Origin of the sequence: Desulfovibrio sp. OH1186_COT-070, from assembly GCF_003860215.1 — a bacterium.
Lineage (GTDB): Bacteria > Desulfobacterota > Desulfovibrionia > Desulfovibrionales > Desulfovibrionaceae > Desulfovibrio.
Genome location: NZ_RQYH01000012.1, coordinates 1 through 12,298, shown reverse-complemented (window position 1 = coordinate 12,298; position 12,298 = coordinate 1). Strand labels below are relative to the sequence as shown.

Sequence of the window (12,298 nt, the reverse complement as noted above, 5' to 3'; positions counted from 1 at the left end):
AGGGTCTGCGTAAAGCGCGGGCCTTCGGGCGGCAGCAGGCCGCAGCGTGAAATTTTTTCGTATGCGCGGATTCTGCTGTATAATGTCTGTATGATGCGCACTGTATGCTTTTCAAAAACAATTCATAGAAAAAATCTAGAAAAAATCAATACTGCATCTTCTCTGGAAAGTCTGCTGTAAGATACGCTTTTCTGTGTCTGATACGGAAAAATTTTTTCTTTTTCTGTGCAAGTGCAGTCTTTGTGGTCTGCTTTTTGCTTGTTGCGCAGCATGGTGGACATTTTGTCAAAATATTGTTGGCGGCGTGCCGGCGCGCGCTGCGGCAAGGCCCAAAAGCACGGCTCCGGCCTGGGCCACATTGAGAGAATCAAAGGCGCGGGCCAGAGGAATGTGCAGCATGCGGGCGCAGCGCTTGGCCACGCCGGGGCGCAGCCCCTTGTTTTCGTTGCCCAGCACCAGCACGGCGGGCAGGAGCATGGGTTCGGCAAAAATATCCTGTGCTCCGGGGCAGTTCGGCGCGCCTGTGCCGTAGATGGTCAGGCCCGCTTCTTCCGCGCTGTCCAGGGCGTGGGCCAGATTGGTCACGCGGGCCACGGGCAGGCGCTCCAGCGCGCCTGCCGCCGCGCGCCGCGCGGCCGGACCGAGGTAGGCGCTGTTGTGGAGCGGCAGCAGGATGCCCGCTCCGCCCAGAGCGTAGAGGGTGCGGCAGAGCGTGCCCACATTGCCTGGATCCTGCACCTGATCAAAGGCCACAATCACGGGCAGCGGAGCGTGGCGCACCGCGTCCAGCATCTGTTCCAGGCCGCAGAATTCCGTAGCCGCCAGACGGGCCGCCACACCCTGGTGCGCAACGGCATGGCGGTGCCCCTGCCCGCAGGCGGGAGCGCACAGGCGGTCCAGAAAAACCTGGTCCACAAGGTTCAGGCGCACACCGTGCTGTCGGCACAGAGTCTGGATGGCGTGCGCGTCCGGCCCGCGCAGTCCTTTTTTGCAAAACACGCAGTCAATGCGGCGCGGGTCGCTGCCGAGCAGTTCCAGAACGGGCTTCAGGCCCGGCAAAAGAGAAATGTCGGAGGAAGAATCATGCATACGGGGCTCCGCGTGGGGAAGGGACGAAAAGGGCAATGGCTTTCGCGGCTGTGTACGCGCCTTCCCGGCCAATGGCAAGCCGGGGCCGCGCGGAGCATGCTGGCGCTGCTGTTCTGTCTGCTGCTGGCCGGAGGCTGCGCGCCGGGACTGGGCGGCGGCTCGTCAAGATTGTCCGGCTTTTCCCTGCCGACAGAAGACACGGGTCCGCCCCTGAACCATACGGAAATTGCGGCCATGCACACCACAGGCCATGTGGACAAGGGACTTTCCGCCGCGGCCATGCGGGATGTGGAGCGGGAGTACAAGCGCTATCTGCGCACGCACCGCAAGGTCATCCACGCCGCCTCCCAGAGGGCGCAACCCTATATGGATCAGGTGCGGGCCACGTTCCGTTCGCACGGCATGCCGGAGGAGCTTGCCTGGCTGGGCATTGTGGAAAGCGGATACCGCTGCGAAGCCCGCTCTTCGGCGGGGGCGGCCGGGGTCTGGCAGTTCATGCCCCGGACAGGGCAGCAGTACGGCCTGACCCAGGACTGGTGGTCTGACGACAGGCTGGACGTTCTGCGCTCCACCGAGGCTGCGGCGGCCTATCTGCGCAAGCTTCATGGAGATTTTGGCGACTGGCCCACGGCCATTGCCGCCTACAATGCCGGAGAAGGCAAGCTGGGCCGCGCCCTGCGCGGCACGGGCAGCAGGGATTTTTTTGCCGCCAGCTCCCGCAACCATATGCTGGACGACAAGGAGCAACTGCGCGCGGAAACCGTGCAGTATGTGCCCCGCTTTCTGGCTGTGGCCAAAATCATGCGCAATCTGCCGCAACTGGGCTTTGACGGCGTGCGCACCGGCGGCAGCCCCGGCATGGCGCGCCTGACAGCCCCCCCGGGAACCGATCTGTCCGGTCTGGCCGATGCCTGCCGTCTGAGCCGGGAGGACTTTGCCGCCCACAACAGGCACCACAAGCGGAGCATCACGGACACGGGGCGCACCACCTTTGTCTATGTTCCCGAAAAACATGCCGGGCAGGCGCAGGCTTTTCTCGCGTCAGAGAAAAACCGGCAGTATGCCGGATGGGGAGCGGTGCAGGTGCAGTCCGGCGCAGATTCGTGGAAGAAAATCAGCCGCCGCACGGGAGTTTCCGTCGCTGCCCTGCGCGCGGTCAATCCCGGCGCGGAAAGCCTGCGCGCAGGCCAGACCATTCTTGTGCCCCGCTCCGCAGACATGTCTGCGGCGGCTGTGGCCGCTCTGGACAGCCGCCCTGCCCGTCCCGCCCCCAAGGGGGCCGGAGCGGGTGTGCCCGCAGCGCGCTCCAGACAGGCGGAGGATCAGGGCGGCAGGGTGCACCGCCTTGCGGCGGGCGAAAGCCTGGGAGTTGTGGCGCGCATGTACCGTGTGGATACGGAGCTGTTGCGGGCTTACAACAGGATTGAAGATCCCCGCAGGCTGCGCGCCGGGCTGCTGCTGCGCATTCCCGGCGCTGCGGAAGGCGCGGCCGCTGCGGGCAGCACCCGCCAGATGGCCGAAAACACAGCGGGCGGGGGGAACAGGCAAATCCATACCGTACAGGACAGGGACAGCCTCTGGAAAATCGCCCGCACCTATAACGTGAGCGTGGAAGACCTGAAACGCTGGAACAGCGTGGACGAAAAGAACTTGCGCGTTGGCGCGTCTCTGGTGGTGCGCCCGTAACGCCCATGAAGATCAGGCCGGAGCTTCGTCTCCGTCCATGCGGAACACCGCCCGGATTTTGAACAGGCGGGTTGCGGGCAGGTTGAGAATGGGCACACCCGTGGCGGCGGTGATGGCGTCCAGAGTGGCCTGCTCCGCTTCTTTGGAAGGGCTGATGAGCGTGAACCAGATATTGTATTCGTGCTCGCGCAGGTAATTGTGGGTCACGCCGGGCTGTGCGTTCACCGCAGCCACGAAGGACTCCATTTTTTCCGGTGAAACCCTGGCCGCGCAGAGTGTGGAAACAAAGCCCAGTTTGGCTGACTGGAAGTTGGCCCCCAGGCGGCGGATGATCTTGCGCTCCCGCAGGGCACGCACCCGGTCCAGTGCTTCCTGCTCCGCAATGCCCAGCATTTTGCCCAGGTCGGCATAGGGACGCGGAGTCAGGGGAAAATCGGCCTGGATGATGTCCAGAAGTTTTTTGTCCATCTGATCCAGACCCGCCGCAGCGGCTGCGGATTCTGTGCTCATGGCCTGCCTCCCGTTGTCGGCGCGCGGCGCAGTTTTTCCGGAATATGGGAGCACAGAGGCTCCTCGCCCATGTGGTCGCCGTCCATGCTGTGCGCGCGGGCGCGGCAGCCTCCGCAGACCTTGTGGTATTCGCAGACTCCGCATTTGCCCTGATAGCAGGACTGGCTACGGAATTGCAGAAAATATTCACTGGTGCGCCAGATGTGGGGAAAGGGCGTTTGCCGCACATTGCCGCAGTTCAGTTCCAGATAGCCGCAGGGCTGCACCTGCCCTGCGTGGCTGATGAAGCAGAAGCCCGTCCCGCCCAGACAGCCTCTGGTGTGCGCGTCCATGCCGAAGTTGTCGGGCGTTACGCTGATGCCCTCCTCGCGGGCGCGCTGCCGCATGATGCGGTAATAGTGCGGGGCGCAGGTGGCCTTGAGGTGCATGTCGGTGCTTTTGCGAAAGTCGTACAGCCAGTGCAGAACCTCTTCGTATTCCTGCGCGCTGATGACCTGATCGGCCAGACCCGCGGCGCGGCCCATGGGCACCAGAAGAAAAATATGCCAGGCCTGCGCGCCGATGCGCTGACAGAGGTCAAAGATTTTCCGGAAGCTGGACAGATTGTTGCGGGTCACCGTGGTGTTGATCTGAAAGGGAACACCTGCGGCCTTGAGGTGTTCGATGCCGCGCAGGGAGGCCGCAAATGCGCCGGGCACGCCGCGAAAACTGTCGTGGCTGGCGGCATCGGCTCCGTCAAGGGAAATGGAGCAGCGGCCCACACCGGCGTCCTTTATTTTTCGCGCGCTTTCGGCGGTAATCAGGGTTCCGTTGGGCGAAAAGGCGCAGGGCAGCCCCTTCTCGCGGGTATAGGCCACCAGTTCGTACACGTCCGGGCGCATCATGGGATCGCCGCCGGTAAAAATGACAATGGGCCTGCCCACCTGGGGAAAGGTGTCGATGAGGGCCTTGGCCTCGGCTGTGGAAAGTTCGCCGGGATAGGGCGTTGGGTGCGCCTCGGCACGGCAGTGCCTGCAAGCCAGATTGCAGGAGCGGGTCACTTCCCAGGCAATGAGGCGGCAGGCGGGGCTGCCGTCTTCCAGCGTACGCGGGGGCGCTGCCATGGCATCGGCGGGCGCGGCTCCGCGGGCGTGCGCGTGGTCATGCGGGGGCATCAGCGCACCAGCCCTTGCCGCAGCAGGCTTTCTGCAAAATAGGTGACAATCATGTCCGCTCCCGCGCGTTTGATGCCTTGAAGGGATTCCAGCATGACGGCCTGCTCGTCAATCCAGCCGTTGATGCCCGCCGCGCGGATCATGGAGTATTCTCCGCTGACCTGATAGGCGCAGAGGGGCACGTCCACCTGCTCGCGCACAGCGCGGATAATGTCGCCATACGGCCCGGCAGGTTTGACGATCAGGGCGTCCGCTCCCTCGTCCAGATCCGCGCGGGCTTCGCGCAGGGCCTCGCGGGCATTGCCCGGATCCATCTGGTAGGATTTGCGGTCGCCGCTGGCCGGAGCGCTTTCTGCCGCATCGCGAAAAGGGCCGTAATAGGCCGAGGCGTATTTGACCGCGTAGGAGAGCACGGGCAGATGCGCAAAATTGTGATCGTCCAGGCAGCGGCGGATGGCCGCAACGCGGCCGTCCATCATGTCTGACGGGGCCACCACGTCCGCTCCGGCCTGCGCGTGGCTGAGCGCGGTTTTTGCCAGCAGGGGCAGGGTCGGGTCGTTGAGCGCTTCCCCGTCGGGGGCAAGCAGGCCGCAGTGCCCGTGGCTCATGTATTCGCACAGGCAAACATCGGTAATGACCAGCAGGGCGGGCCAGCGGCGCTTGAGCAGCCGCACGGCCTGCTGCACAATGCCGTTTTCGGCGTATGCGCCGGAAGCCCTTTCGTCCTTGACAGCGGGAATGCCGAAAAGCAGCACGGCTGTCAGCCCTGCGTCCACAGCCCGGGCCACCTGTTTTTCCAGTTGGCCCAAGCCCAGTTGGAACTGGCCGGGCATGGAGGGGATTGGCTTGCAAAAATCCGCATCCCGGCTTTCGGCCACAAACCAGGGCATGATCAGGTCTTCGGCGAGGAGGGGGGCTGTTTCACGCGTCAGGGCGCGGAGCGGGGGCGTCCGGCGCAGGCGGCGGCCGCGATGAAAAGTGGTCATTGTTGTTTCCCTGTGCAAGAGCCTGAAAACAGATGCGATTTTTCCCCGGCGGCTTTTTCGCCGGGCAGCGTCACTCCGGTTTCAGGCGATGCCGATTTCTTCGTCCGTAAGGTAGCATGCCGGGTCCTGCGCCCATTCGTCGCCGTACCAGGCTTCGGCGCGGGCGCGGAAGTTGCCGCCGCAGATGTTCAGAAAACGGCAACGGGCGCAACGGCCCTTGACGTGCTTTTTCTTGTCCTTGAGTTTGTGCAGGAGTTCGATGGAGGGGTCGTCCCAAATATGGGAAAAGGGGCGCTCCAGCACATTGCCGAATACATGCTCCCGCCAGAACTGGTCCGCGTGGACTTTGCCGTCCCACGAAATACAGCCGATGCCGCGCCCGGAACTGTTGCCCTCGTTGTACTGGAGAAGTTCAAAAACTTCTTCGGCGCGCCGGGGATCTTCCTTTTGCAGGCGCATCCAGAGATAGGGGCCGTCGGCATGGTTGTCCACAGTGAGGATTTCCTTGGGGTGGCCCGCCTCGAACAGGGCGCGGGTTTCGTCCATGATGAGATCCAGCACCTGACGGGTCTGGGCGTGGTCCAGATCTTCCCGGATGAGGTCGGAGCCGCGCCCGGAATAGACCAGATGGTAAAAACAGGCGCGGGGCACTTCCAGCTCTTCAAGCAGGCGGAAAATACCCGGAATTTCCGCCACATTGCGTTTGTTGATGGTGAAGCGCAGGCCCACCTTCAGCCCTTCGGCCTGGCAGTTGGCAATGCCTTCCAGCGCCTTTCTGAAAGAGCCGGGCACAGCCCGGAATCTGTCGTGCACATCTTCCATGCCGTCCAGCGAGATGCCCACATAGGAAAGGCCCACGGCCTTGAGTTCGCGCGCCTTGTCCTTGGTGATGAGGGTGCCGTTGGTGGAGATGACCGCGCGCATGCCGCGGGAGGTGGCATAACTGGCCAGTTCTGTCAGGTCTTTGCGCACCAGCGGCTCCCCGCCGGAAAAAAGCATGACCGGTGCGCCGTAGGCCGCCAGATCATCGATCATGGCCCTGGCCTGGGCTGTGCTGATGTCGTCCTGCCCGTCCACTGCCACGGCGTGGGCATAGCAGTGCACACACTTCAAGTTGCAGCGTTTGGTCATGTTCCAGACCACAACGGGCTTTTTGTCCTTGGAGAATTGGAGCAGATGGGAGGGAAGCTTGCCCGCCTCACGCCCGTAGCGCAAGGCGTCGGAAGGTTCCACCTGGCCGCAGTACAGTTTGGAGATGCCGATCATGGCGTGTCCTCAATGGGCAATGCTGTTGTGCAGGACGGCAAAGGCAGAGTCAATGCCGTCGGGGTTGGTGCCGCCCGCCTGGGCCAGATCGGGCCTGCCGCCGCCCGAGCCGCCGCAGGGCGCGGCAACGTCCCGGATCAGGGCGGGAGCGGTGAAGGAGCCGTGCAGGTCTTTGGAAACATAGAGCAGCAGGCCCACCTTGCCGTCTTCAACAGTGGCCAGGCAGGCCACGGCTGCCTGGGGCAGGCGGGAGCGCACGTCGTCCATCACTTCGCGCAGCGCCTTGACGGGCACGCCGTCCAGAAGGGCGGTGAGCAGGCTGATGCCGTTGACGTTTCTGGCCTGTGCAACAAGGTCGGCCCCGGAGGCGGGCGCGGCTTTTTCTGAAGTTTTGCGCAGTTTCTTCATTTCGGCGTGCAGGGCCTGCACGCGTTCGGCCAACTGGCCGGGCCGGGCCTTGAGCAGGGCGGCAAGGGCCTCCTGCTCCGCACGCTGGGTCAAGATGCGGTCGTAGGCCGACCAGCCGGTAACGGCCTCGATGCGCCGTGTGCCTGCGGCCACGCCGCTTTCGGCCACAACAAGAAATATCCCGGCCTCGCCCGTGCGGCTCAAATGCGTGCCGCCGCAAAGCTCCACGGATTCCGGGCCGTTTTGCCCGTCAATGGTCAGCACGCGCACCACATCGCCGTATTTTTCGCCAAACAGGGCCATGGCGCCCAGTTTTTCCGCTTCCGCGAGGGGCATTTCCCTTGCGGTGACGGGGAGGTCGGCCAGAATGGCGCGGTTGACATCGCGTTCCACGGCGGCCAGTTCTTCCGGCGTCAGGGCGGCAATGTGGGAGAAGTCAAAGCGCAGCCGCCGGGCGTCCACCAGTGAACCGGCCTGCCTGACGTGTGTGCCCAGCACGCGGCGCAGGGCCGCGTGCAGCAGATGGGTGCAGGTATGGTTGCGGGCCGTGCTCTTGCGCAGGTCCGGATCCACGCGCAGGGAAGCCTCACCGCCGGTGTGGATTTCGCCTTTGAGCACCTCCACCTGATGTACCAGAAGATCGGGCGCGGGGCGGTGGGCGCACAGCACACGGGCTTCTCCGGAGGCAAGGCGCATCAGGCCCGCGTCTCCGCACTGCCCGCCGCCTTCTCCGTAAAAGGGGCTGCTGCTGGTCACGGCATAGCCGCTCTCGCCTTCGCCCAGGCTGGAAACAGGCTCGCCTGCGGCATTGAGCAGGGCGGTCAGGGGGCTTTGGGCCTCAAGACCCTCATAGCCGGTGAAAACACAGGTGATGCCCGCATCCCGCAGAGGCTTGAAAAGATCTTTGCCGTCGGAGGTCTGGCCGAGCAGGCCGCCTTTTTTCTGGCTTTCGCGGGCGCGGCGGCGCTGCGCGGCCATATGGCTTTCAAATTCGGCGGAATCCACGCTGAAACCGCGTTTTCCGGCCACATCGGTCACAATGTCCAGAGGGAAGCCATAGGTATCGTACAGGCGGAAGCAGAACTCGCCGGAAATGCGCGTGCTGCCCGCCTTGGCAAGAGAGGCAAGCTCTTCTTCCAGCAATTCCAAGCCCTTTTGCAGGGTGAGGGAAAAACGCTGCTCCTCCTCGTGCACGGCGCGCTCAATGAAATCCGCCTGTTCCGGCAGTTCGGGATAGGCTTCGCCCATGACTTCCGTGACCTTGCGGGCCACCTTGTGCATGAAAGGCTCGTTGACGCCCATGAGGGTGGCAAAACGCAGGGCGCGGCGGATGAGGCGGCGCAGAACATAGCCCCGGCTCTCGTTGGAGGGCAGCACTCCGTCAGCGATGAGAAAGGCCGCAGAACGGCTGTGGTCGGCGATGACGCGCAGGGCCGTGTCCACATCGTTGCTGTCCGGCGGGCTGAAACTGTAGGTCACGCCAGCCAGGGAGGCCGCATGCTGGATGATGGCCTGAAAAAGGTCGCAGTCAAAGTTGGAGAGCTTGCCCTGGGCCACTGCCGCCATGCGTTCCAGACCCATGCCCGTATCAATGTTGGGATGGGCCAGGGCCACACGCGAGCCGTCTGCGGCCTGATCAAACTGGGTGAAAACAAGGTTCCAGATTTCCAGAAAACGGTCACAGTCACACCGGCCGATGCCGCAGTCCGGGCCGCAGGCCAGGGCTTCGCCCTGATCCACATAGATTTCCGAACAGGGGCCGCAGGGGCCGGTGTCGCCCATGGTCCAGAAATTGTCTTTCTCGCCCATGCGCACAATGCGTTCGGGGGCGATTCCGGCCAGTTCCTGCCAGAGGGAGGCGGCTTCCTCATCGTCCCGGAAAACGGTGATCCAGAGTTTTTCTTTGGGCAACTCCATGTCTACAGTCAGAAATTCCCAGGCCATGGCAATGGCGTCGCGCTTGAAATAATCGCCGAAGGAGAAATTGCCCAGCATTTCGAAAAACGTGTGGTGGCGGGCCGTGCGCCCCACATTTTCCAGATCGTTGTGCTTGCCGGACACCCGCAGGCATTTCTGGCAACTAACGGCACGGGTATAGGCGCGCCTTTCCTCGCCGAGAAAAAGTTTTTTGAACTGCACCATGCCCGAATTGGCAAAAAGCAGGCTCGGGTCGTCAGGGGGCACAAGCGGCCCTGAACGGACGATCTGGTGCTGGTGGCGCTGGAAAAAATCAAGATAGCGGCGGCGGATTTCCTGGGCGGTGAGCATGGGCTGCGGCTCCGTTACATAAAGACGCCCCCGCACGGCAGGGGCGAGAAAAAAGTCCTAGTCGTAGGCCGGGGGCTGGCCCTCGTCCATTTCTTCTGCGGTGGGGGTGAACTCTTGCGGGTGCATGCCGAGAAATTCCACTACCTTGGCTTCGATTCTGGAGCGCAGGTCAGGGGTTTCGTCCAGCAGGGCGCGGACCTTTTCTCTCCCCTGCCCCAGCTTTTCTCCGTCAAAGGCGAACCATGAGCCGCTCTGGTCGATGATTTTGGCTTCCACGCCGATGTCCAGGAGCTCGCCCGCGCGTGAGATGCCCTGCCCGTACAGGATGTCAAAGAGGGCGCTGCGAAAGGGGGGGGCCACCTTGTTTTTGACCACCTTGACGCGGGTGCGTGAGCCGAAGGATTCTTCTTTGTCCTTGAGGGTCTGGATACGCCGGATGTCCATGCGGACGGAAGAATAGAACTTGAGCGCGTTGCCGCCGGTGGTGGTTTCGGGGCTGCCGTAGCCCATGGTGCCGATTTTCATGCGGATCTGGTTGATGAAGACCACCGAGGTGCGCGATTTGTGGATGGTGCCCGTCAGGCGGCGCATGGCGTGGGACATGAGGCGGGCATGCCCCCCCACCTGGGTTTCGCCGATGTCGCCTTCCAGCTCGGCCTGGGGGATGAGGGCCGCCACGGAGTCGATGACCACCAGATCCACCGCGCCGGAACGCACCAGCATGTCGGCAATGTCCAGAGCCTGTTCGCCGTAGTCGGGCTGGGCAATGATCAGGTCGTCGGTATTGACGCCCAGGCGGCGGGCATAGCCCACGTCCAGAGCATGCTCCGCGTCCACAAAGGCGCAGGTGCCGCCCTGTTTCTGGCATTCGGCAATGATGTGCAGGGTCAGGGTCGTCTTGCCCGAGGATTCCGGGCCGAAAATTTCCGTAACGCGCCCGCGCGGGATGCCGCCAACGCCCAAGGCCAGATCAAGGCCGATGGAACCCGTGGGAATGACGGGAATGTTGACGTGAGCCTCGTCAGAGAGCTTCATTACCGCGCCCTTGCCGTACTTGCGCTCAATGGTCGCAAGCGCGGTTCCCAGAGCTTCGGCGCGGGCGTCCAGGGGATTTGGGGCCGCTTTTTTGGCCATGATGGTACTCCGTATGGATAGTTTCCAAGCACAACAGCATACCAGAGGACATGCCGCAAGGCAAATGGAAGAATGCTGCCCGCGTGTATTTTGGCCCCATATGGCGGAGCTTGTGCGTGGCAGAAAGTAACGGAGCAGCGCGATCTTGCGCGCTTTTTTGGGGGCTTTGTACTGCGGAAATTGGCGGTCGGCATGGGTACCAGCGCACTGTGAACTCGAGGAATGCCCCGCGCGGCGGGGATTATCGAACAAAAGCGGAGATCGTGATGGCCGCCACCCGGATGCCCCCGTGCGGCGGAATTGCCAAACTATGGGCGGACGCGTTCTCCCTGCCTGGGGTTTGCCCGCACGGCGGGAATTGACAGAACAGGCGGGCATGGCATAGGTATGCTGCGTCTGCCTTTGCCGGTGCATGCCCCCACGCATGCCTGCCTTTTTGGCGGCCCGGCAATTTGGCAACCCGGCGCGGAGCGTGGCGCAGTCTGGTAGCGCACCTGCTTTGGGAGCAGGGGGTCGCTGGTTCGAATCCAGTCGCTCCGACCATTTTTTCAGGCACTTGCCAGTAACTGGCAGGTGCCTTGAACGGGCAATCCGCGCCCTGGAAAATACTATCGAGTGGCGTGTTTCGGGGCTACACCAAAAAGAGGGGCGGAAGTCCAGAGAATCCTTTCCGACCGAATTCATATTTCCTACCCGCATAGGTCCATTTTTGTAAATTGAAGCGGGTAAATACGGTATGACAGGCACTATTTCGCCTTCTGTAAAAGCATCATACAATATGGAAGTGTTTCCTTTAATACGGAGAATTTCTCTAAGGATAATGATATTCATAGTTATCCTTGCTCTGCAGTTGTAACAATATATGTTTTGACGTCAGTTTTCTGAAGAAAGAATGCATTGATATATTCCTACAATGATTGCTTAAGATGGCGACTGACCATCATTTCCAGTTCCTCATCCGTGGAGGAACGCAGGATGTCGTCAATATCTTTCAGGACGCGGCGTTTTTCTTCTGTGTCAGTATTGGAAAAACGGTAGTTGAGCGAATTCAGGTAATGGATGCCGTCATAGAAGGTATCTATGGTCAGAGCCTTCAGAAATACCTGAAGTTCTTCTATTTTTTCCCGTTCTGATGCCTCAATGAATTCATTCCGCGTTTTCATTTCCGCCAGTGGGGTATTAGGGAAGACCGTCATGCCTGTCGTGGTGATCCGCTGCGGGTGCACTTGATTGAACATCCGTGCCGTGGCTTCACCGCTGGCGATTCCCATGCCCTTGCCGCCCATGCCGATAATGTAGAACGTGGTATATGTTATTCCCGCCTCATCCAGCCGCAGCAGTTGTTCTACAGTTTCGGAAGCGGAATGCCCCTTGTTCATGAGCGAGAGAACGGCGTCGTTGCCATTTTCCGTGCCGATATAGAGATGACTCAGTCCAAGACCGCAAAGTTCGCGTAATTCCGCCGTGCTCTTGTTCGCAATGTCGTCAATACGGCTCTGCATGCTTACGCGTGCAAAGTGCGGAAAATGCTTGCGCAGTATGGCAATGTATTTTTTCAGTTTTCCGGCAGGCAGGGCAAAAGGGTTGGAGCCGGTCATATAAATGGCGGTGTTGTCGGGGAAAAGCGGTTTGTTTGACGAGAATTTCCTGCTCCAACTGGTCGGGGGTGACTGCCATAAAGGGGTAGCCCCGCGACACATAGATAGTGTCGTCAAATTATTTTTGCCCACAATGAGATGCACCTGATTTGCACGGCGGCAAGGAAGGAAAGGCTTCGTTTTGCGTAGCGCGTAGCGA

9 protein-coding genes, 1 tRNA gene and 1 pseudogene are annotated in these 12,298 nt (G+C 61.6%); 2 read left to right on the top strand and 9 right to left on the bottom strand.

Annotation, left to right across the window (positions count from 1 at the left end):
- Nucleotides 1–285: 285 nt before the first annotated feature.
- Nucleotides 286–1,089 (bottom strand): RNA methyltransferase, encoded by an 804-nt coding sequence (locus EII23_RS05945; protein ID WP_124792474.1) that lies wholly within the window; start codon nt 1,087–1,089, stop codon nt 286–288.
- Here EII23_RS05945 and EII23_RS05940 point away from each other — a divergent pair.
- The gene (locus EII23_RS05940) at nt 1,084–2,775 is read left to right on the top strand and encodes a LysM peptidoglycan-binding domain-containing protein (protein WP_124792473.1); all 1,692 of its coding nucleotides are present in this window, start codon (nt 1,084–1,086) and stop codon (nt 2,773–2,775) included. The two genes, EII23_RS05945 and EII23_RS05940, sit on opposite strands and share 6 nt — an antisense overlap.
- Nucleotides 2,776–2,787: 12 nt before the next feature.
- On the opposite strand, the gene EII23_RS05935 is transcribed toward EII23_RS05940, so the two are convergent.
- The 6 genes from EII23_RS05935 to recA all read right to left on the bottom strand — a co-directional run bounded on the left by EII23_RS05935 (nt 2,788) and on the right by recA (nt 10,501).
- Nucleotides 2,788–3,285: an AsnC family transcriptional regulator gene (locus EII23_RS05935; RefSeq protein WP_124792472.1), complete on the bottom strand. Its 498-nt coding sequence runs from the start codon at nt 3,283–3,285 to the stop codon at nt 2,788–2,790.
- Nucleotides 3,282–4,439, bottom strand: a complete 1,158-nt coding sequence (gene ahbD / locus EII23_RS05930) for a heme b synthase (RefSeq protein ID WP_185702318.1) — start codon at nt 4,437–4,439, stop codon at nt 3,282–3,284. The genes EII23_RS05935 and ahbD overlap by 4 nt, the downstream gene beginning before the upstream one ends.
- A complete protein-coding gene (hemB, locus tag EII23_RS05925; protein WP_124792471.1) occupies nt 4,439–5,425 on the bottom strand; it encodes a porphobilinogen synthase in 987 nt (328 codons plus the stop codon). The genes ahbD and hemB overlap by 1 nt, the downstream gene beginning before the upstream one ends.
- Before the next feature lie 81 nt (nt 5,426–5,506).
- The gene (ahbC, locus tag EII23_RS05920) at nt 5,507–6,691 is read right to left on the bottom strand and encodes a 12,18-didecarboxysiroheme deacetylase (protein ID WP_124792470.1); all 1,185 of its coding nucleotides are present in this window, start codon (nt 6,689–6,691) and stop codon (nt 5,507–5,509) included.
- A gap of 9 nt (nt 6,692–6,700) precedes the next feature.
- Nucleotides 6,701–9,367 (bottom strand): alanine--tRNA ligase, encoded by a 2,667-nt coding sequence (alaS, locus tag EII23_RS05915; RefSeq protein WP_124792469.1) that lies wholly within the window; start codon nt 9,365–9,367, stop codon nt 6,701–6,703.
- Between the two features lie 57 nt (nt 9,368–9,424).
- A complete protein-coding gene (gene recA / locus EII23_RS05910) occupies nt 9,425–10,501 on the bottom strand; it encodes a recombinase RecA (RefSeq protein WP_185702317.1) in 1,077 nt (358 codons plus the stop codon).
- A 466-nt stretch (nt 10,502–10,967) separates the two neighbouring features.
- Here recA and EII23_RS05905 point away from each other — a divergent pair.
- Nucleotides 10,968–11,044 (top strand) — tRNA-Pro (locus EII23_RS05905).
- Between the two features lie 365 nt (nt 11,045–11,409).
- On the opposite strand, the gene EII23_RS13620 is transcribed toward EII23_RS05905, so the two are convergent.
- Nucleotides 11,410–12,099, bottom strand: coding sequence for a radical SAM protein (locus EII23_RS13620; RefSeq protein WP_409360228.1), 690 nt, complete (start codon nt 12,097–12,099; stop codon nt 11,410–11,412).
- Between the two features lie 113 nt (nt 12,100–12,212).
- Nucleotides 12,213–12,298 (bottom strand): annotated as a pseudogene (locus tag EII23_RS05895) (IS5/IS1182 family transposase); the annotation flags it as partial.

Bases quoted from the DNA above. Each gene is read 5' to 3' on its own strand.
- EII23_RS05940 (WP_124792473.1), top strand. From the start codon at position 1,084: ATGCATACGGGGCTCCGCGTGGGGAAGGGACGAAAAGGGCAATGGCTT.
- EII23_RS05945 (WP_124792474.1), bottom strand. From the start codon at position 1,089: ATGCATGATTCTTCCTCCGACATTTCTCTTTTGCCGGGCCTGAAGCCC.
- EII23_RS05935 (WP_124792472.1), bottom strand. From the start codon at position 3,285: ATGAGCACAGAATCCGCAGCCGCTGCGGCGGGTCTGGATCAGATGGAC.
- ahbD (WP_185702318.1), bottom strand. From the start codon at position 4,439: ATGCCCCCGCATGACCACGCGCACGCCCGCGGAGCCGCGCCCGCCGAT.
- hemB (WP_124792471.1), bottom strand. From the start codon at position 5,425: ATGACCACTTTTCATCGCGGCCGCCGCCTGCGCCGGACGCCCCCGCTC.
- ahbC (WP_124792470.1), bottom strand. From the start codon at position 6,691: ATGATCGGCATCTCCAAACTGTACTGCGGCCAGGTGGAACCTTCCGAC.
- alaS (WP_124792469.1), bottom strand. From the start codon at position 9,367: ATGCTCACCGCCCAGGAAATCCGCCGCCGCTATCTTGATTTTTTCCAG.
- recA (WP_185702317.1), bottom strand. From the start codon at position 10,501: ATGGCCAAAAAAGCGGCCCCAAATCCCCTGGACGCCCGCGCCGAAGCT.
- EII23_RS13620 (WP_409360228.1), bottom strand. From the start codon at position 12,099: ATGACCGGCTCCAACCCTTTTGCCCTGCCTGCCGGAAAACTGAAAAAA.